Origin of the sequence: Desulfoluna sp., assembly GCF_030145185.1 — a bacterium.
Classification (GTDB): Bacteria; Desulfobacterota; Desulfobacteria; order Desulfobacterales; family Desulfolunaceae; genus Desulfoluna.
The window spans coordinates 18,882-39,769 of the sequence record NZ_JAQYWB010000008.1 but is presented as its reverse complement, the minus strand read 5'-3'; the positions used below and the strand labels follow the sequence as shown (position 1 = coordinate 39,769).

Below are 20,888 nucleotides of genomic sequence, written 5' to 3'. Positions count from 1 at the left end.
ACCCGTAGGAGACACACCATGAATGAACAGATAAAAAGAAACGGTGCTTCATCCATGCTGGAGCTTGCCACCTTTTTCGTAGGGCAGGCCCAGTGCGGCATCGACATCCTTAAAATTCAAGAGATCAACAAACAGATCGACGTCACCGGGGTGCCCCAATCCCCCGACTATGTGGTGGGGGTGCTCAACCTTCGCGGACGCATCGTCACCGTCATCGACCTCGGACTGAAAACCGGCCTGTCTCCCATCACCCGGGACAAGGACAACCGGAACATCATCGTAGACTCCATGGGCGAACACATCGGCCTCCTCGTGGATCGTATCAGCGACGTCATGAGTGCCGACCCCCGTCACGTCGAGCCCCCCCCCGCCAACCTCGGCGGAATCGAAGGAAGTTACTTCGAAGGGGTCGTCAAAACCGACGCGGGACTCATCGGTGTTCTGGACATTGAACGGGTCCTTGCAGAAAGCTGACAAACGCTCTTTGTGCCGACGTTATGACAAAAAGTGTCGCCCAAATCGTGATTCAGTGATACGTCCTTTCATTTCTACCGGAGTCGTGACGACTCTTCGGATGAAACAGGGGGGCAGGGGCCTTCCCTTACGGGAAGCCCATCCACCCCGGAACGATCACTCATTTTCGTTGCAGCTGAAACCCTTCTTGCTTCCTGGAGGCATCCCAATGGATCCCATCAGAATCATGGTGGTTGACGACACCATTCTCTATCGTAAAGTCATCGGAGATGTCATTGCGTCGATCCCCGGTGCCGAGGTATGTGGTACCGCCGCCAACGGGCGATTTGCCCTCACCAAAATCAATACCTTCAAGCCCGACCTCATCACCCTGGATATTGAAATGCCAGAGATGAACGGCCTTGAACTCTTGGAACAACTAAAAAAAACGGGGACCAAATTACCCCGCATTATTATGCTTTCCACCCTCACCACGAAGGGGGGGGATATGACGATCCGTGCGCTGGAGCTCGGAGCCTTCGATTTTATCACCAAGCCCCAGTCCGGTACGGCCGCTGAAAATATGGAGAAAATCCGGGCGCAACTGACGCCGGCGATCACCTCCCTGATTCAGGAAAAAAAATTCCGATCCCGTCTCAGCAATACCCGCGCGACCCTGGCGCGCACTGTTCTCCCGCGGGAATCAAAAGAGAAAAAGACCGTCATCCCGGTCACTCCCCCGCCGAGACGGATTCCACGCACCGTCAGCAGGCCGTCGGAAGTGGTGGCCATCGGAATCTCCACCGGCGGTCCCAACGCCCTGGCGGCGATGCTTCCCAAGCTCCCCGCTGACATCGGTGTGCCTCTTCTCATTGTGCAGCACATGCCTCCGGTCTTTACCAAATCTCTGGCGGGAAGCCTCAACAACAAATGCGCCATCGAGGTCAAGGAAGCTGAAGACGGGGATCTGCTCAAGCCCGGTCTGGCCCTGATCGCCCCAGGGGGCAAACAGATGCGTGTGGAAGCCCACCGGGACGGCATTCACCGCCTGGTCCGCATCACCGACGACCCCCCTGAAAACAGCTGCAGACCTTCGGTGGACTACCTGTTCCGTTCCATCGCCGGTCACTACGTGGGACGCGCCACCGGCATTATTATGACCGGCATGGGCCAGGATGGGTTTAAAGGGCTGCAGAAAATGCATGAAAACGGGGCGGTTATTTTAGCCCAGGATGAGGCCAGCTGCACCGTCTACGGGATGCCCAAGGCGCCTGCAGAGGCCGGGATCACGGACAAAGTCGTGCCCCTTTCCGAAATGGCCCGTGCGCTGATCAACACACTCAAATAACGCCTTTCAATGCAGCGAAGGAACCCGGCATCCGGCCCATTGCCGAGACGCAGAGGGGGTCGTGTGCCCAAAGGCACCCCCCTTACCCTGAGCTCAGAGACGGCGATAACCTCGCAACAACAAGCAGGTCCGATGAATCGATTGAAGGTCACCGAAAGCGAATTTCAAGCGCTTTCCAAATACATTTACGGAATCTCCGGCATTACTCTGGCTCCGGGTAAGGAGTACCTTATCGAAACGCGCCTGGGCCAGATTGCCGTAGAGAACGGCTGCAACTCGTATCTGGAACTGCTCACCCGAGCCCGGACCGAGTCATCCCATGCCCTTGAGCGACAAATCATCGACGCCATCTCGACCAATGAAACCTATTTTTTTCGTGACAGCACCCCTTTTGAGCTGCTTCAGTATCGGCTGCTCCCGGACATCATCGACCGCAAGAGTAAGAAGGGCGGGCCTGTGACCTTACGCATCTGGAGCAGCGCAAGCTCCACGGGTCAGGAGATCTACAGCACCGCCATGGTCCTCAGGGAGCTGGGCCTGCAAAAAAACGGGTATAACCTGCAGCTCGTGGCCACGGATATCTCCGATGCTGCCATCACTCGCGCCAGTTACGGACTCTACAGCCAGTTCGAAGTCACCCGAGGACTCTCTCCCGCGCGGCTCAACCGCTATTTTACCCCTCAAGGGGACGGCTACCGCATCCGCGATGAAATCCGAAGCATGGTCTCCTTTCGCAAGCAGAACCTGCTGACCTCCCTTGCCGGGCTCGGTAAATTCGACCTCATCCTCTGCCGCAACGTCGCCATCTACTTCACCCGAGAAGACCGACTGCGGCTTTTTGACAATCTCTCCCGTCAACTCGAGCCCGACGGCGCCCTCCTCATCGGATCCACGGAATCTCTCTCCCAGGAGGAGTCGCCCTTTGTCCCGATACGCTACCTGAACTCAACATTTTATCAGTTGCAGGGCCAATCGCCCCCGGCGAACGCCCGCCTGAGCAGCCTGAGAGCCGTTAATGGATAACCCGGAACGCCAGTACATTGAAGAACTGAACCACTGCATCGACTTCAACGATGCCGTCAAGGGCTGCGCCCTGATGCCTTTTTTTACCACCATCCCCGAGTCGATCAGGCACCTCACGCTGAAAAAACTCTTCCTGAGCTGTGAAGCCCCGGGGCTACCTATCATCAAATTTTTAACCAACGACCTGAAAAAGAAAGGCAAGCTTGGTGAGGTAGACTGGATTATCGGCCAGTTTCTTGCCGGAAACACCTTTGGGCCCATGGACGAGAACCGCCTCTCCTTCTGGGCGGACGCCATGGTGGAACTGGACCTCCCCCAGGCCCTCCCCCGCCTCCTGGATCTCGTCGCGATCAGCCGCTCCGGCATCGTCCTCATCGCCGCCTGCCGGGCCAGCCTCGGACTGGCCGGCACCGACGGACCCAGCCTGATCAAATGCCTGTGCGAAGAAAACGCACCCCAGGGCATGCGTATTGCCGAGACCCTGCCCTTAACCGGCAAAGCTGGATTTTCTGCGGTGGCGGCCCTTCTGGGCTCCACCCATCATGAATTGCGGACTCTGGCCATCGATATCTTTGCCGCTGCGGGCAGTGCCGGGGTCTGTGCCCTGACCCACCATCTGACCATGGCCGACACCAATGGCATCATCCATGCCGTCAATGCCCTGGGCAGATGCGGCGCTCCGGAGGCCGTCCCGCCCCTGCTGGGCCTTCTCACCTCCCTGCCCGACGACCCCAATATCCGCTTCGCTGTCTATGAAGCCGCAGGACGACTCCCCTCCCCCAAATGGGCGCTGTACCTGGCCCGGGGACTTGCCGACGACTCCGAAGCGGTGCGCATGGCCGCGGCCCGTGCCGTGGACCGAAACATCACCACCCACCTCATCCGGGGGATCTCCAACATTGTCTCCTTTGGGGACGAGACGGCGGCCCGGGTGATCGGTGCCCTCATCGACTCCCAGTCGGACAACACCCTTGGGTTTCTGTTCACCATCGAAGGCTTTGAAGCGCTCACCGAGCGGCACCTGACCCAGTATGCCCACCCTGAAGTCCGAGACCACTGTGTCGGTTTTTTAAAGAAAAAACGATTCATCGCCCTTGCCGCCCGAGTGAAAAAGGCGGCCTCAAGGATGCAGACAAGCCGACCGCTCATCGTCTGCGTCGACGACTCCAAGATGATGCTCATGCTCTACATGAAAAAGCTCAACGCCTCAGGGTTTGAGGTGATCGCCTTCGACAACCCGGAAACGGCCCTTCGTGAGATCCCAGGACTCTCACCCCGGCTGGTCATCACAGACCTTAACATGCCGGAGATGGATGGATTTACCATGGCCTCCCAGCTGCGGCGGCATGCGGACCGCAGACGCCTTCCCATCCTGATGGTCACCACCCAGAGCGACGCAACCCCGCCCGCCGGGGATGGCGCCAGCCCCGTGGATGCCATTCTCATGAAGCCCTTCTCCGACGAGGGTCTTGAGGAGATGGTCAGCCGCCTGATTCACGTCAAGGAAGCCGTTGATTTTTGAGAAAGCCCCACGTATCATGGCCACGGACGTTGGGGCACCTCTGCCGAAGGAATCGTGACCCGGTCGGCACATCGGTAATCCTCGTGACCCGACAACAATAGAACTCCGACAAGGTAAGGCCACCCAAAACCATGAGTCGACGTTTTGTCATTACCCTCATTGCCGTTCTCGTCATCGGCACCGCGACCGGCCTCATGGCCGGTCTCTTTTTCGGGACCACCCGGGACCTGCCGCAGATCGAAGCCCTGAAGTCCTTTAAACCCTCGTCGGTGAGTCGGGTCTATTCAGCGGACGGGGTGCTTCTGGCCGAATTCTACGCAGAAAAAAGGGACCCGGTGCCCCTGGCCATTGTCCCAACCCACCTCCAAAATGCGATCATCAACACCGAGGATCGAAACTTCTACAATCACAATGGGGTGGATATCAAAGGGATTGCCCGGGCCATCGTCAAAGACATCATCGCCCGAAATTTTGTCGAAGGGGCCAGTACCATCACCCAGCAGCTGGCCAAGACCCTTTTTCTCACCCGGGAAAAAAGCATCGACCGCAAGCTCAAAGAGGCGATCCTCGCCTTCCAGCTGGAACGACGCTACACCAAAAAAGAGATCCTGGAACTCTACTTAAACCAGATCTACTTCGGCAGCGGTGCTTACGGGGTGGAATCCGCCTCTCGCATTTACTTCGGGAAAGGGGTCTCTGAGCTGACCCTGGCCGAGTGTGCTCTCCTGGCAGGGCTTCCCAAATCCCCCTCCCGGTACTCTCCCCTGGTCAGCCCCAAAAAAGCCATCAGACGGCGAGACCTCGTCTTAAAGCTCCTCCACAAACGTCACCGCATCACCACCCGAGCCTACAAAGCGGCCCTGGCAGAACCCCTGGCCCTGACCGGTCGACGCGGACGCGTCCACCAGGCCCCTTACTTCATCGACTACATCAAAGGCGAGCTCGCCGGGATTGTCGGGCTCGACCGTCTTTACCAGGAGGGTCTCACCATTCACACCACGCTCAATCTGTCCCTCCAGCACGTGGGCGAAGCCTCCGTCACCAAAAATATGGCTCGCCTCGAATCACGCATGAAGAAACACCACATCAAACACCCCGATCCTCAGTGCGCCCTGCTGATGCTGGATGTCAAAACCGGAGCCATCCTCGCCATGGTCGGCGGCCGTGAGTTTAAAAAAAGTTCCTTCAATCGGACCACCCAGGCCAAGCGACAACCCGGGTCCTCGTTTAAACCCTTTGTCTACGGCCTGGCCGTGGAACAGGGGCTCGACCAGAATCGGCTGATCCTGGACTCTCCGGTCTCTTTTTCCATGGGGCGGGGTAAAAAGCCCTGGCAACCCCAAAACTTTTCCAAAAAATACAGCGGAGAGGTCACGTTAAGAAAAGCCCTGGCCCTTTCGAAAAACATCCCCGCCGTCCGCCTTGCCGACTCCATCGGCGTGGCCAACGTCGCCGCCTTCGCGCGCCGCTTAGGCATCACCTCGCCCCTGCACGGAAACCTCTCCCTGGCCCTGGGCACAGCGGAAACCAACCTGATGGAGCTCACGCGGGCCTACGCCGTCTTTCCGAATCGAGGGGTCAGGTCGACCCCCATGGGAATCACCCGCATCGAAAATCGGGACGGACGGGTTATCTGGGAAGGCCGTCCGGCCCATGCCGTGGCCATCACCCGGGACGACGCTGCGGTGATCACCGACATGCTCGCAGCCGTGGTCACCGAAGGCACAGGACGAAAAGCCCTTCGCGTGGGCAAGCCGCTGGCGGGTAAAACCGGCACCACCGACAACTACCGGGACGCCCTCTTTCTCGGGTTTTCCCCGTACGTCGCCGCCGGGGTCTGGGTGGGCAACGACAACCACGCCCCCTTGGGACGCCTGGAAACCGGGGCACGTGCCGCCCTGCCCATCTGGACCGACGTCATGGAAGCCGCCTGGGCAAACCGTCCCCCCGCCCAGTTTGATATCCCCGACGGGGTGACCCGACGCCATATGAACCCCACCACCGGCCGTATCACCACGGCCCCCGCCCCAGGCAGCGTCACGGCCCTGTTTAAAACGCACTAGCCCGGATATTTCACGAAAATCAGACAGAAAACCGAGGAAGGAAACCGTATAAAGGGTCTGTCCTTTGGTAACCATGTCGAGGTGAAATGTAGGGTGCGCCGTGCGCACCGCTTAACGTCCGATAAACCTGCAACGCCGCATTTTGTTATAAGTGTTGAGACGGGGCCGGCGGTTTGCGTGACGTTAAACGGTGCGGGAGCCGCACCCTACGGACTGAAAGGCATCCGAATGGACGAGATATGTGATGACAGCGCGTAATGGGTCAGCCGCCCCGGCTCTTTGAGGGCGATGGCGTATGGGGGGGGCAAAAAGGGTGTATCGGGAAGGAAAAAGAAGAGAAAAAGCGATCTCATGACCGCCGGAGACAAAAAACGCCGCGACGCGACGCTCCCGTCTCCCTATGGAAATTAAATTACTGCCTGCAGATCTTGCACAAGGGATTGTCCTGCTCACAGCCGAACTTGGACATGCGAAAACCGGATTCAATGTAGTGCTCACGCAAGGCCCCCTCGATGGTCACCTGATCCCGTGTTTTCAAAGCATCCAGGATCGATTTATGACGCAGCCAGACCGTTCGGGGAGAAAAAAGATTTCGCCAGTACCTGAAAAGGAGAAATTTTGACAATCCATGACAATACCTCCGGGAAAGCTCCACCAGAAGCGTATTGTCAGTTTTTGAAAACAGCAAGCCATGAAACCTGTCGTCAAGTGCCGGCATGTAATCCGCCGCGGTTTCCATGGACGCGACGACCTCCATACGATCCACGATGGCCTGAAGTTTTTCGAAGTCTTCGTCGGAAAATTCATGAATGGAAGCCGCCACAGCCGCCCCTTCGAGCACCCCTCCGGTAAAATAACTTTCTTTAATCTGCTGCTTGGTCAGGCAGTTGATGTACTTACCCTTTTGAGGAACAGAAATGATCAGGCCTTCACGGGTCAACATTTGAAGGGCCTCACGAACAGGGGCCCGGCTGATGGAGAGGGTGGCAGCCACATGCACTTCATTGACCTTGTCTCCCGGGTTCAGGGTCCCCTCCAGAATGGATCGTTTAATGAATTCCGTCACCTGTTCGCTGTACGTTTTAATTTCTGCCATGATACATCTATTTCCGTCAAAAAGATCCAGGCGCCGCGCTAAAGCGGCACCTGATAAGGTTGTTGGTTACATGGAAACCATTCTATGCAACATATTCTCCATGAGATCAACTGAAAGTCTTTCGCTTACGAATTGTTGAGCCCTGCCAATCTCGGCATTCAGCAAAGGAATCGCCGTCAGCAGAAGATGACGATAGGCCAGAGCGTCTTCCTCCGTCAGCTCTGGAGCCCCTGTCTTTTTGAGGGGTTGCTCACACACGGCCATGGAGAGCACCGCAGAGGTCCCGGGCATCAAACCACCCCCCGCCACCTGGGCATGAAGCGCTTCCGACATAAAGGTCACCCCGCCAGCATCTTCACTCACCAACGTGGCCAGCTCGGCGATCACCCGCACTTTCTCCACAGAGGTACCGGCCAGGTAAAGGGCATCTCCCAATCCGGCAATTTTGCGACCCAGAGCCTGGACGGCACGGCGCATCTCGGTGTCACTTCTGAGATACGCTTGATCCGTGTGGATGAGCGCTGCACCCAGCTTTTCTCCTGCGGCCACGAGGGCCTCACCCACCACAGGGTTATCGTGCTCCCGGTTAAACCGAACCCAAAGTGTATCCTGTGCCAGCCCTTTGGCGACGGCTGGCACGAAGGCTTTGCTCTCCACGATGACGGTGGGCAGGCGATCGAGCCCCAACGCCTTCATGGCCGTGGCCTTGTCTCCTATACAGACATTGCCTTCCCGGTCTTCCACGGGTCCAAGCCCACCGTCCGTGGCGTTCACGGTGGCAAGAATCGACACGGGAATGCCTTCCAGCTCAACGACCCCACCGACGCAAAGGCCAATATTACCCTCAATACCCTCTGACGAAAAGGTCAGACGCCTGGGATGGGTCAACCGAAAACTCTCCACCACGGCAAGACAGAGAGCTGCCTGAAGGGCCACCGCGTGCTCCATCACCCCCTGACCATACATGCGGCCAAAGACAGACTGCACAATCCCCTGGCTGAACAGGGCATCGCGCCCTTCGGCCGCCACCGCAAGGCGGGCTTCATGGGCGGTAATTCCCCGACGTGCCACGGCACGCCCCACGCCGCCCTCCTCGGTTTCTACAAGAAAGGCATCGCCATCAACCCAAACGCGGCGAATCTGCGTGGAGATGGGATAGGCCTCCTTTAAAAATCCGGCGGCGAGGGTAAACCCCACGGAGTCATCTTGAATAAACCCGGCATTGCTGTGCACATGCCCGACGCCAACATGCCCCATGATTCCGAGGTGTCCGCAGGTGTGCTGTGAGGGGAGGAGAGGGGAGAGGGTCTTTTTCATTGTGATCCGATTCCGGGGCTTCAAGCCCATAAGGGTTGGGAGAAATACCCACAGCACCGGAACCCGTGCCGGTACGGCAGTCATCGTGACCCCGCACGTCAGAGAGACATCCCTGGATTCAAGAGTGATGGCAAAAAGGGAGCTCAACCTGGGGGGGGGAAGGGGCAAAGGCGAAAAACCATCGCCATGGCGTTAAAGAACCCGCTCGCCTGGTTGCAGACGAGCGGGCAGACTGCGGAGATGAGATCAAGAAGTCTTCAGGGGGTGACAACACCAACCCGAAGACCTGCCTTGACTCGAAACCGAAATCAGTGTGCTGCTACCTGAAGGTATCCAGGTAAGCATACAGAGCGGGAGATCCACCGGTGTGGAGGAACAGAACGTTGGCGCCTTTAGGGAAAGTGCCTTTACGTACGAGGTCGATGAGACCTGCGGCTACTTTACCTGTGTAAACGGGGTCGAGGAGGATAGCTTCTTCGCTTGCGAAGAGCTTAACCGCTTCAACCATGGCATCGGAAGGTACAGAGTAACCGGGACCTACATACTCGTCGTAGCAAACCACGTCTTCACGGGCGATGCCGCCTTTAACACCGAGGAGCTCAGCAGTTTTGCCGGCAAGACCAAAAACAGTCTCTTCCTGGGGGCCTTTGGGACGGGATACGTTGATCCCGGATACGGCGATACCCGCGTTGGTACCGGTCATGCCAACCACCATACCAGCGTGAGTACCGGCAGAACCAGAAGGAACAACCACGTGGTCAATGGAGAGACCCATGGTGTTGAGCTGATTCATCATCTCTTCGGCACATGCTGCGTAGCCCATGGCTCCGATGGGGTTAGACGCGCCACCGGGGACGATGTAAGGTTTTTTACCCGCTGCTTTGAGCTCTGCTGCGGTCTTCTCCATCTCAGCCATCATGTCGGAACCTGCTTCAACAACACGCTTGGTTTTGACACCGAGGAGTTCGAAAAGGAAGTTGTTGCCGCTGCCGTCTTCTTTGTAAGTGCCTTTAACGCGCTCTTCAAGAATCAGGTGGCAATCGAGGCCTTCTTTGGCTGCCCAGGAAGCGGTCAGACGGCAATGGTTGGACTGAATGGCTCCACACGTGATGATGGTGTCGGCACCCTTTTCGATGGCATCGGCAATGCAGAAATCGAGTTTACGGGTTTTGTTGCCACCAGAAGCACCGGGGAGCAAGTCATCACGCTTAACAAAGAGGTTCACATCGCCACCGAGGGCTTTGCTGAGGTTTTTCATGGGCTCGATGGGAGTCTCGCCCTGGAGGTAGCCGCGTCGGGGGAATTTAGTGAAATCCATGGTCTTTAATTTCCTTTTATTTGGTATAATGAGGAATAAGCGTTTATCGGATCCAATCAAAAGATCCGTTTGTTTCGGGCGATCAAGGGGTCCCCTTATCGCCCGGGAATTTTAACTAAAGGGCAAAAATCGCCTCGATTTCGATGGTGGCTCCCAGGGGAAGCGCCCCTACCTGAAAGGCACTTCGAGCCGGAAAGGGCTCTTTGAAATACTGCGCATAGACCTTGTTGGCCTCCGCAAAATCAGCGATGTCAGCAAGAAAAACCGTCACTTTCACGGCTTTTTCGAGGGAACTGCCCCCTGCTTCAGCCACGGCCTTGAGGTTTTCAAGGGCACGGGTCGCTTTTTCGACGATGGTTCCCTCCACCATGGTTGAGGTGGCGGGATCGATGGGGAGGCAACCTGAGGCGAAAACAAATCCGCCGGAAACGATCCCCTGTGAATAGGGGCCGACGGCTGCAGGTGCATTGGGAGTTTGAATCGGCTGGGTCATGATGCGTGATTCCCTTAATAATTTAGGTTAATGCCTGTCGATGAAAGGAGAAGAGGGACGATCCGTCTCGCCTCCATTCCAAATGTCGACATTTGACATGTATGAAGTTTTAAAGATCTTCGAAGCGTCCTGTCAAATAGTTTTTTGATGCTTCTATCAAAAAAATTCTCAAGTCCTTTACTGCCAAGCGTTTCCACACATTATCAAATTTTTTGTGCCATCCGCTCGGGATTCATCAAACCCGCCCCACACGAGCCTCCCTCGTTTGGCTTTAAGATCCTTTATTTTCAGTATCTTGCAAACAACCAGTCCTCTCCAGGTCACCCCCAAATCGTTCCCCCGTCGCGACACGAGGACGCGATAGGTCCGCCCAAAGGTCCCATCGCGGATGTCCCTCCCCTCTTTTTCCCCCGACGTCCTGAACACCCCTTAGCCACCGAAATCAAAGAGATCGTTCCGAAAAGGCAAGGGGCTGTTTTTCCCTTTCCCACCTTGACTTTCATCCATTTAGTCCCCATTTTTAACGATAAATATTTTCACCTTCGACCCCCTTTGTGTGGATATGCCATGACTGCGTTTGCCCTGATCCGCCCCTACTTCCGCGAGAATTTACGTCGCATTGCCACAGGACTCCTGTTTCTTCTGGGTGTGGATGCCCTCCAGCTCTTCATCCCCCGCCTCGTCAAACATGCCGTGGACGCCCTGGCAGACGGCTCGGCCTCACCCCAGCTCCTCGCCCGGGACGGGGGCATCATCGTGGGCTTTGCCCTCTTCATCGGTCTCTTCCGGTATGGCTGGCGCCACAACCTCATCGGCACCTCCCGGCGCGTGGAAAAAGCCATCCGAAACGACCTCTTTTCCCACCTGCTCACCCTGGACGCCCACTACTTCGACGCCACCCGCACCGGCGACCTCATGAGTCACGCCACCAGCGACATCAACAACATCCGCATGGCCACCGGTATGGGAATCGTCGCCATCACCGACGCCGTGGTGCTCGGCGGTGCAGCCATCGGCTTCATGGCCTGGATACATCCAGGACTTGCCGCCATGGCCCTGATCCCCATGCCCTTTATCGTCTTGAGCGCTCGGATCTTCGGGAAAAAAATGCACGCCCGCCACAAAGCGGTCCAGGAAGGACTGGCCGCCATCACCGAGCAGGTACGGGAAGCGGTGGACGGAATCCGTGTGGTGAAAGTATTTGGCCGGGGAGAGCAGGTAGACGCCAGGCTCAGAGCGCTCTCCGAAGATTACGTCCGGCGCAACATGCGACTGGTCCGGGTCACAGGGAGCCTCATGCCGCTGATGATCTTTCTCTCGGGTGCCGGCACCGCCATTGTGGTGGGGGCCGGCGGCAAGCTTGTCATCCAGGGGGCCATCTCTCCCGGAGACTTTGTCGCCTTTATCAGTTACCTGGGGATTCTCACCTGGCCCATGATGGCCATGGGCTGGATGACCAACCTCGTCCAACGGGGCAAGGCCTCCCTCGACCGGCTGGCCGTCATTTTTCATGAAACCGCGAAGGTGGCCGAGCCCAAATACCCCGCCACTTTGCCAGATGTCATCGGCCGCATCGACGTGGATGCGGTCTCCTTTGCTTTTGATGACGCCAGAGAGGTGCTGAAAGAGATCACCCTTTCTCTCAAAAGCGGAGAGCGCCTGGGCCTTGTCGGGCCTCCGGGAAGCGGCAAAACGACGCTGCTCTCTCTGCTGGTGAGGCTCTACGACCCGACTCGGGGAACCCTCCGGCTGGATGGCATCCCCCTGCCCCACCTCCGAACACCGGATCTCAGGCGCCACATCCGATTCATGCCCCAGGAACCCTGGCTCTTCTCCGGCTCCATCGCCGAGAACATCTGTGGACTGGGCGCCCCCAGCGACCCTGAAAAACTCGCTCACGCCGTAGAGGTCGCCGCCCTCACGGCCACCCTCGCCGGGTTTGAAGAGGGACTGAACACCATCGTAGGGGAAAAAGGGGTCATGCTGTCCGGCGGACAAAAACAGCGGGTCGCCCTGGCCCGAACCCTCTACGAGCCCTCCCGCATCCTGATCCTTGACGACCCCATCAGTCAGGTGGACACCCGGACGGCACACCAGATGACCGAGGCGATCTTCGCCGACACCACCCGAAGCCTGATCATCGCCTCCCATCGATTGTCCGCCATCCGCCCCTGCAACGAGATCCTCGTCATGGAGAAGGGCCGCATCCGGGCACGGGGGACCCACGATCAGCTGGTACAGACCGACGCCTACTACCGGGAGACCTGGCGGCTCCAGAGCCTGGCCCAGGAAATCGAGGAGGCAAACCATGCGTAGAGGCGGCTACATCGAAGAGACCGAAATCACCTCCTCAAAGGATTACCGGCTGGCAGGACGCCTGCTGCCATTTATCACCCCCCATCGCCACCTGCTGGCCATCGCGCTGATGCTTGTGGCCATTCTGACGGGCCTCGACCTCTCCATCCCCTGGATCACCAAAGAGGCCCTGGACCGCTACATTATCCCGGACATCAGCCGCACGGAGACCCATCATCTTTCCGTGGATGCCTCGGACCCGACGGTTCGTCGGTTCCTGAACCAGCACCCCGAATGGCGCACGGCAACCGAAGGCCCGACAGAGATCCCTCGCACCGCCCTCACACTCGCCGACTCCGCGACCCGACTTCGCCTTCGCGCGGCCGACATAAAGGGCACGGCCCTTGCCGCCCTCCTGCTTCTGGCCGTCCTCTTTTTTAATTTTCTCTTCGGATTCTGCCAGACCTTTGTCCTGGAAACCATGGGACAGCGAATCATTCACGACCTTCGCCTGACCCTTTTTACCCACATCCGAAAACTCCCCCTCGCCTGGTACCACCGGAACCCCACGGGCCGAGTGGTGACCCGGGTGACCGGAGATGTGGAAAATTTAAGGGAGATGTTCACCTCCGTCATCACCTTTGTCTTCAAGGACCTCTTTCTCCTTGTAGGGATCCTGACCGTCCTGCTTCTTCTGGACGCCCGTCTGGCCGCCGTCACCCTCTTGGTGATTCCCGTGGCCGTCGTCGCCGCCATCGGATTTGCCCGCCAATCTCGCTCGGCCTTCCGGGATCTGCGCATCCGTATCGCAGAGATCAACTCCCGCCTGGCCGAGGCCATCGGTGGAATGAGCGTCATCCGCCTCTTTGCCCGGGAACCGGAGACCGATACCGCCTTCCGGCGACTCTCGGATCGCCACTTTGATGCCGGCATGGCCCAGGTCCGCATTTTTGCCCTTTTCATGCCCGTCATCGAAGTTCTCAACGCCACGGCCCTGGGCCTCATCATCGTCTACGGGGGCTATCGGGTCCTCGGGGGTTTTGTCAGCCTGGGGGTGCTCGTGGCCTACATCAGTTACCTGCGCATGTTCTTCCGCCCCATCCGGGATATCGCCGAAAAGTACAATATCCTTCAAAACGCCTTTGCCTCGGCCGAACGTCTCTTGCTCATTCTTGACACCCCCATCGCCACAGACGAAAACCCTGGAGGAGACCAAGGGACCGCCATCGAACAGATCACCTTCGAAGATCTCACCTTCGGCTACACACCGGACGAACCGGTCCTCAAAGGGATCAGCCTCACGGCCCGCAAAGGCGAAACCATCGCCATCGTCGGCCCCACAGGAGCCGGCAAGACCTCCATCGTCAGTCTCCTCGTCCGATTCTGGAACCCGCAAAGCGGTACCATCCGGGTCAACGGCACCCCCCTGCCCGAACTCGACCCTCACAACTGGCGACGCCGCATCGCCATGGTCATGCAAGACCCCTTCCTCTTTGCCGGGACCCTTCTGGAAAATATTCTTCCCGACCCCAACCATCCCCCGGAAGCCGAGGTGCTGGAGGCGACCCTGCGCCACGCCGGCTGCGGTTTTGTCCTCGACCGACTCGACCAGGGACTGAACACCCGCCTCACCGAGGGCGGGCGCCCCCTGTCCAGCGGCGAACGACAGCTCCTCTCCATCGCCCGAGCCTTCTTTAAAAACCCCGAGCTCCTCATCCTTGATGAGGCCACCAGCTACGTCGACTCCGTCAGCGAATCAGAGATCCAGTCGGCCCTGGCCCGTCTCATGAAAAACCGGACCACCTTCCTCATCGCCCATCGCCTCTCCACCGCCAGACATGCGGACCGCATCCTCGTCCTCAAAGAGGGCCAAATCGCCGAATCAGGAACCCACGAAACCCTTATGAGCCACCGGGGCATCTACTTCCGTATGCAACAGATGGAGAACGGACTCGTCCCCGTTAAAACGGTGGGCCTTCAGGCACAATAAAAAATTGTTTTTCCATGGCAGTCATGCCAAAATTGATTCGTGACGAACAAGACAGCCGATCCGACCCCTCTTTCTCCACCGCAAAGCCCTACCGCCGATGCGCACCCTTCCTGACCCTGAGACCCCTTGTTCTATACCCGACGTTGCAAGGAGGTAGCCCATGAACATCGTGACCAACATCGCCAAAGCCATCATCTCAGATGGCCAGAACGTCCTGCTGATCATGAAAGAATACGAAGACGGCCAGACCCTTTACACACTGCCCGGCGGTCGCCAGGCCCCGGGAGAGACCCTGGAAGAGACGGTCAGGCGACACGTCCACAAAGAGCTCGCGGCCTCCGTCAACGTCCTGGGCCTCCTCGGTGTCTACGAACACAACCACCCGGCACGAAAGGACCCCACCGTCATACAGTACCATGTGGAGTTCGCCTTTCTCTGTGAACTCATCGAGCCCTACGATCCCGTCATGGGTCATTCTCCGGATCCCCATCAAATTTCCGTCGAATGGATTCAAAGAAACGACCTGCACCGGCTCTCTCTTCACCCTGAAGAACTCGGAGGAATCCTGAAATCCTTTAAATTACCGGAGCCACCCGCCTATCTCGGGAATGTCTCCTGAGGCATCACTTTCACGAAGGCCTCTCACCCTCTTCCATCGTAGAACAGGAGACATCTCGCGATTCCTCACAATTCCATTTGGAGTATTATTGGAACGGGTATAAAGTAGCGGAAAAAAAACTACGGAACCCGACGAGGAGAAGACATGAAACAACGGGGCAGGAAATTATGGCAGGCAATCCGCGCACAGGTCACGCACCACGAGGGACTGGCGCCTGGCGCATTGGAACACAGATTGATGGGCAGCTTAAAGGCGGAATCCAGGCAGGCCGATATCGATGGACATGGCATCCACTGGGTTGAGGCCGGAGACGGCCCGCCCCTGGTTCTGATCCACGGCTGGTCCTGTTCCGGGTTTTTCTGGAAGCCGATGATCCCCCTCCTTCAATCGACATGCCGGGTCCTCGCCCCGGACCTTCCCGGCCACGGGCTCTCATCCAAAGACGAGGCCTCCTACCTGCCTGAGCTGCAGGCAAAACGTCTGCTGGAGTGGCTGACCGCCATCGGGGTGGACCGGTTTACGGTCGTGGGCCACTCCATGGGCGGTGAAATCGCCGCCCGCATGGCCCTTGCCGCACCGGAGCGCGTCGAAAAACTGGTCCTGGCCGGTGCCATCGGCCTGAAACAGGTCTGGGACAACCTCCCCTGGTACGCCAGAGTCGGCCTCACCCCCAGAGTCCAGAAAATCGCCAACCGTTTTTTCACCGAAAAAGCCCTTGCCCGCTCCCACCGTCTTTTTATGACCGGTCCGGGGCGTCCCCCCTACCCGGAATGCATCCGGGACATCGTCCTCACCAACTGCAACACCCCCCAGGACCTGACAACCCTTACACGCACGACCCAAGACGGATTGTTTCAGGCGTTCCTGGACCCACGGCTCTCCGAGATCAAGCAGCCCGCCCTCTGTATTTGGGGAGAATTGGACAAACTTGTCCCCCTTTCAGCAGGGAAACGGTGCGCAGAACTCATCCCCCAGGCACGCCTCTCCCAAATTCCAGGCACCGGCCACATGATCCCCTGGGAAGAACCGGAACGGATGGCCTCTGAAATCACGGGGTTTATGAAGAAGGAGAAATAGACGGAGGCGTCACACCCGCCCCCCTCATTTCCATATGACAGACCCCGCCTGTTGTGTTAAAAAAAAAGAGTCTTTTCGCCGCAAGGATACAAGAAAAAATAAAGGCTCATCTTTGTCACTCACAGATCACAAAACAGGCCCACATCAAGGCGCCTTGCTCTTACGTAACAACCTACTTTATCTCTTGAAAGGAGACCTCAGATCATGACCACGCTTAAAGGGACTCAGACAGAAAAGAACCTCCTCACCGCGTTCGCAGGAGAATCCCAGGCCCGCAACCGCTACACCTACTTTGCCGGCCAGGCCAAAAAAGAGGGCTACGTACAGATCTCAGCAATCTTCGAAGAGACCGCGAGCCAGGAGAAAGAGCACGCCAAGCGCTTCTTCAAATTCTTGGAAGGAGGCGAAGTGGAAGTCAAATGGAATTTTCCCGCAGGCGTCATCGCCACCACCGTTGAAAACCTCAAGGCCGCGGCCGCAGGGGAAAAAGAAGAGTTCACCAGCATGTACCCCGGTTACGCCAAGGTGGCTCGAGACGAAGGCTTCGACGCCATCGCCACGGTCTTTGAAAACATCTGTGTGGCCGAAGAACACCACGAAAACCGCTTCTCCGCCCTGGCCGCTAACATTGAAGCCGGTCGAGTCTTCAAACGCGATGCCAACACGGTCTGGGCCTGCCGAAACTGCGGGTACGTTCACACCGGAGAAGAAGCTCCGATCAGCTGCCCGGCCTGCGTTCACCCCCAGGCGCACTTTGAGCTGAAGCCCGACAATTACTAACCCGGACATTTCATGAGAAACCGCAATACAAAACGTCATTTTCGGTTTTCTATTCGATTTTCTCACCCTTCGGGCTAAGACTTAAAACTGAAATTCAAAGCTGTGTTTTTTTTCAGTGGAAACATCGCCCACCACTCCGGGCAGGGCTTTGGCCATGCCCTTCTGGGACCAGGCCGTCACCTCATGGGGATAGAACTTGTCCGGAGTATCAAAGGGGGCGCTGTGATAATAGGTGTCCTTTCCAAAACTGATCGCCCAGTAATAAAAGGTCTTTCCGTTCCCACCGGATCTCAGCTCAAGGGTCGCCTCATCCCTGGCCTTTTTCATTTTGTAGGCAATACGCCCGTTAACAATGGCCCAGGGCTTATAAATCCCGTTAAAAAATCCATTGGGAAAGCCGTTGAACTTGAGCACCAACTTCTCCTCATCGGTGGTGGCCGGGGCCTGACTGGACTGAATCAACACATCACAAACCCTTCCGTTTGATGCCGTCCAATGCGCGCCGTGGTAATGAGGCCCATGCCCCTTGGGCACATGTTTCAAGGTGGCCAGGGTCTCCACCTGCCGAGAGGATGACGATGCCTCGCCCAGGATCCAAATCCCGAAACCCGTCTTACACCCCCTGGCATAAAGAACCCCCGTCCCGAATATTTTTTGGAAAACAGGGCAGGGCTCATCCAAAAAGGCCTCTTCATACAGGCCGCTGTCAACCCCTGGCAGGGTAGACGCCACCTTGTAATATCGGGGCATACGAATGGTGATGATCCTCTCGTCAACCACGGAATCATTGATGGATTCGTCCACCCGCTCCACCGTGGATTCCGGAACCCCCACCGACTGCCCAGCGACGGTGTAATAAATCATTCCGCTTTCTTTGTAATACGAGTCGGTGTGAATCTCTCGACCGCTCTTCAGGTAAATAACGGCGGCCTCAACACCCGTAAACCCCACAAAAAGAAAACAACAGACCATCCATACCATGCGCTTCATCATTCGACCTTTTGGTTTGATAAGGTTACCCGAGCAGGGCTTGAGTAAAAAAATAAGCCCTCACCCGGATATTTCGATGCCTTGAATATGGGCGCACTCGACTCGTGAAATATCCGGGCTCACCATCTTGAAGAGGTATCATAAAACGAGGAATCCAGCGGTTCAAGGGAATTTCCTTTTTTGCCCCTTCCCGAATCTCAATCGACACACCGCATTTCGTCAGGGGCTCTCCCACATATTTTCCCTACAGGAAATATACCTTGTGGACAGACCCATTTGCAGATGCTATAGTCCGCGTTTCTTGGCGCACTTCGGTCGGCGCCATACGCTACCGTCCCGCAGTTCCGCGGATGACGGAGTCCCATACACAAACCCAGCCCAGGCCGGTCCATGACTTCCAATTTACCCATGGCTTAGGGGCAGGGTGTTCCCGGAGTTTTCTTCCCCATGTTATTTTCACAGCTCGGCCTTTCAGCCGAATTGTTGCGCGCCATAGCGGATCAGGGTTACGATCAGACTACCCCCATCCAGGAAAAAGCAATCCCACTCGTTCTCGAAGGCCGCGATGTTCTCGCCGGTGCACAGACAGGCACCGGCAAAACCGCCGGTTTCGCGCTGCCTTTGCTTCAGCGAATGCAGTCCGCCTCTTCCAACAGCAATCGCCCCGTTGTACGAGCCTTGATTCTGGTACCAACACGCGAACTGGCGGCCCAGGTCGGCGAGAGTGTCTCCGCCTACAGCCGTTATCTGCCGTACAAAACCTCCATTATTTTCGGAGGCGTCAGCATCAACCCGCAGATCTCCAAGCTGCGCAAAGGGGTCGACATCATTGTGGCCACCCCCGGTCGCCTGCTGGACCATCTCCAGCGTGGGACGGTCAACCTGAGAAACGTCGAAACACTGGTCCTGGATGAAGCCGACCGGATGCTCGACATGGGCTTCATTCACGACATCCGCAAGGTCATGAAATCGCTTCCAGTCAAGCGACAGACCCTTTTGTTCTCGGCAACCTTCTCCAGGGATATCAAAAAGCTCTCCGATACCCTGCTGAATTCGCCCAGCCTGGTTGAAGTCGCCCGCCACAACACAACGGCCGAAAGCGTCACCCAGGTCGTCCACCCGGTGGACCGCACCCGCAAACTAGAGCTGCTCTCACACATGATCGGCGCCAACAACTGGCGCCAGGTGCTGGTCTTCACCCGGACCAAGCATGGAGCCAACTGGGTCAGCCAGCAGCTGAAACGCAACGGCCTGGTTTCCGACGCGATTCACGGAAACAAATCGCAGAATGCCCGAACCCGGGCTCTGGCCGATTTTAAAAACGGAAAAGTCAGGGTGCTTGTCGCCACAGACATCGCGGCCCGCGGGCTCGATATCGAACAACTGCCCCACGTGGTCAACTACGAGCTGCCCAACGTTCCGGAAGATTACGTGCATCGCATCGGCCGCACCGGACGTGCCGGACTCGACGGCAATGCGATCTCCCTGGTCTGCGTCGATGAGAATAAATTGCTGGAAGATATCCAGCGAATGCTGAAGCGAAAAATCAACAAGGTTCTCATCCCAGGCTACGAGCCGGATCCAAAAATCCTGCCGGAACCGATCCTGAAACGCAGCAACAGGCGGCCCTCACGAAACAACCGTCCCGCAGCGGGCAGGGCCTCACAGGGCACCCGTCGCACCAATGGCGGCGGAAACGGGAACGGCGCCCGTAACGGCGGTGGCAATCGCAATGATTCAGGCAACCGCAACGGTGGTGGTCGCCAACGTCACGCGAGTTAATTGCCTGTCGGCGAAAAACCAACAAGGGCCGCAGGAAAAATAAGGTCATGCCTTCAGCGACAATTTGTCCTCCTCGGGACACATCGTCTCACCCCGTTGACCCACACCCGCAGAAGCCCTTGACGTGCAAAACGAATGGACACGCATTTTACAGAGTTGAGACCCCCAATCCGGGTCTCAACTCTGCCACCCCTTAAAAATTATCCACCCGCCCTTTCGTTTCAGCAGCAACGCGGAACCCACCTTAGGAGACAAACCGAGTGACCCTTTACATTGATGGTGATGCCTTCCCCAACCTGTTGAAACCTGTCCTGCTTCGAGCCATTAACCGACTCGAAATCCCCACGGTGGTTGTTGCGAACAAACGGATCACCCTGGGCCCATCCAAACATATCACCTACATCCTTGTGAGCGCAGGGGCCGATGAAGCAGACCACCGCATTGTAGAACTGGTGAAAGAAGGTGAACTGGTCATCACGGCCGATATCCCCCTGGCCGACCGGGTCATCACAAAAAAAGCCCACGCCATCAACCACCGGGGTGAGATGTTTACGGCCGAAAACATCAAGGACATCCTCTCCATGCGCAACCTCATGCAGGGGTTCCGGGATTGCGGTGAGTTCACGAAAGGCCCTGCCCCCCTCAACCACAAAGACGTGAGCAAATTCGCCAACAAACTCAATCAATTTTGCAACAACCCCAAGGCTTTTGCCTGAAAAACT

17 protein-coding genes are annotated in these 20,888 nt (G+C 57.3%); 12 read left to right on the top strand and 5 right to left on the bottom strand.

Features of this window, described 5'->3' with window-relative positions:
• Window positions 1-18: 18 nt before the first annotated feature.
• From Q1Q75_RS03730 to Q1Q75_RS03710, 5 genes are all read left to right on the top strand, one after another.
• Entirely contained in the window at window positions 19-474 is a 456-nt protein-coding gene (locus tag Q1Q75_RS03730) for a chemotaxis protein CheW (protein ID WP_300667670.1), read from the top strand.
• A 208-nt stretch (window positions 475-682) separates the two neighbouring features.
• A complete protein-coding gene (locus tag Q1Q75_RS03725; RefSeq protein ID WP_300667669.1) occupies window positions 683-1,801 on the top strand; it encodes a chemotaxis response regulator protein-glutamate methylesterase in 1,119 nt (372 codons plus the stop codon).
• A gap of 132 nt (window positions 1,802-1,933) precedes the next feature.
• On the top strand, window positions 1,934-2,824 hold the full coding sequence (locus Q1Q75_RS03720; protein ID WP_300667668.1) for a protein-glutamate O-methyltransferase CheR: 891 nt from the start codon (window positions 1,934-1,936) through the stop codon (window positions 2,822-2,824).
• On the top strand, window positions 2,817-4,346 hold the full coding sequence (locus Q1Q75_RS03715; RefSeq protein ID WP_300667667.1) for a response regulator: 1,530 nt from the start codon (window positions 2,817-2,819) through the stop codon (window positions 4,344-4,346). The genes Q1Q75_RS03720 and Q1Q75_RS03715 overlap by 8 nt, the downstream gene beginning before the upstream one ends.
• A gap of 131 nt (window positions 4,347-4,477) precedes the next feature.
• On the top strand, window positions 4,478-6,409 hold the full coding sequence (locus tag Q1Q75_RS03710) for a penicillin-binding protein 1A (RefSeq protein ID WP_300667666.1): 1,932 nt from the start codon (window positions 4,478-4,480) through the stop codon (window positions 6,407-6,409).
• Window positions 6,410-6,821: 412 nt separating this feature from the next.
• Here Q1Q75_RS03710 and Q1Q75_RS03705 read toward each other — a convergent pair whose 3' ends face one another.
• From Q1Q75_RS03705 to Q1Q75_RS03690, 4 genes are all read right to left on the bottom strand, one after another.
• The gene (locus tag Q1Q75_RS03705) at window positions 6,822-7,505 is read right to left on the bottom strand and encodes a GntR family transcriptional regulator (protein WP_300667665.1); all 684 of its coding nucleotides are present in this window, start codon (window positions 7,503-7,505) and stop codon (window positions 6,822-6,824) included.
• 66 nt (window positions 7,506-7,571) lie between these two features.
• Window positions 7,572-8,822, bottom strand: a complete 1,251-nt coding sequence (locus tag Q1Q75_RS03700; protein WP_300667664.1) for a hypothetical protein — start codon at window positions 8,820-8,822, stop codon at window positions 7,572-7,574.
• 319 nt (window positions 8,823-9,141) lie between these two features.
• Window positions 9,142-10,140, bottom strand: a complete 999-nt coding sequence (locus Q1Q75_RS03695) for a D-cysteine desulfhydrase (protein ID WP_300667663.1) — start codon at window positions 10,138-10,140, stop codon at window positions 9,142-9,144.
• 115 nt (window positions 10,141-10,255) lie between these two features.
• Window positions 10,256-10,633, bottom strand: coding sequence for a RidA family protein (locus tag Q1Q75_RS03690; RefSeq protein WP_300667662.1), 378 nt, complete (start codon window positions 10,631-10,633; stop codon window positions 10,256-10,258).
• Between the two features lie 567 nt (window positions 10,634-11,200).
• Here Q1Q75_RS03690 and Q1Q75_RS03685 point away from each other — a divergent pair.
• The 5 genes from Q1Q75_RS03685 (at window position 11,201) to rbr (ending at window position 17,394) form a co-directional block, all read left to right on the top strand.
• Window positions 11,201-12,949 carry an ABC transporter ATP-binding protein gene (locus tag Q1Q75_RS03685; protein WP_300667661.1) on the top strand — a complete coding sequence of 583 codons (1,749 nt, stop codon included), beginning with the start codon at window positions 11,201-11,203 and terminating at the stop codon, window positions 12,947-12,949.
• The gene (locus Q1Q75_RS03680) at window positions 12,942-14,918 is read left to right on the top strand and encodes an ABC transporter ATP-binding protein (RefSeq protein ID WP_300667660.1); all 1,977 of its coding nucleotides are present in this window, start codon (window positions 12,942-12,944) and stop codon (window positions 14,916-14,918) included. The genes Q1Q75_RS03685 and Q1Q75_RS03680 overlap by 8 nt, the downstream gene beginning before the upstream one ends.
• A gap of 160 nt (window positions 14,919-15,078) precedes the next feature.
• Window positions 15,079-15,537: an NUDIX domain-containing protein gene (locus Q1Q75_RS03675; RefSeq protein ID WP_300667659.1), complete on the top strand. Its 459-nt coding sequence runs from the start codon at window positions 15,079-15,081 to the stop codon at window positions 15,535-15,537.
• 237 nt (window positions 15,538-15,774) lie between these two features.
• The gene (locus tag Q1Q75_RS03670; protein WP_300667658.1) at window positions 15,775-16,614 is read left to right on the top strand and encodes an alpha/beta hydrolase; all 840 of its coding nucleotides are present in this window, start codon (window positions 15,775-15,777) and stop codon (window positions 16,612-16,614) included.
• Window positions 16,615-16,818: 204 nt separating this feature from the next.
• Window positions 16,819-17,394 (top strand): rubrerythrin, encoded by a 576-nt coding sequence (gene rbr, locus Q1Q75_RS03665; RefSeq protein WP_300667657.1) that lies wholly within the window; start codon window positions 16,819-16,821, stop codon window positions 17,392-17,394.
• An 81-nt stretch (window positions 17,395-17,475) separates the two neighbouring features.
• Here rbr and Q1Q75_RS03660 read toward each other — a convergent pair whose 3' ends face one another.
• Window positions 17,476-18,387: a hypothetical protein gene (locus Q1Q75_RS03660; RefSeq protein ID WP_300667656.1), complete on the bottom strand. Its 912-nt coding sequence runs from the start codon at window positions 18,385-18,387 to the stop codon at window positions 17,476-17,478.
• A 444-nt stretch (window positions 18,388-18,831) separates the two neighbouring features.
• Here Q1Q75_RS03660 and Q1Q75_RS03655 point away from each other — a divergent pair, with 444 nt between their 5' ends.
• Together Q1Q75_RS03655 and Q1Q75_RS03650 are read left to right on the top strand one after the other, a co-directional pair.
• Entirely contained in the window at window positions 18,832-20,166 is a 1,335-nt protein-coding gene (locus Q1Q75_RS03655; protein ID WP_300667655.1) for a DEAD/DEAH box helicase, read from the top strand.
• 260 nt (window positions 20,167-20,426) lie between these two features.
• Window positions 20,427-20,882 (top strand): YaiI/YqxD family protein, encoded by a 456-nt coding sequence (locus Q1Q75_RS03650; protein ID WP_300667654.1) that lies wholly within the window; start codon window positions 20,427-20,429, stop codon window positions 20,880-20,882.
• Window positions 20,883-20,888: the final 6 nt, after the last annotated feature.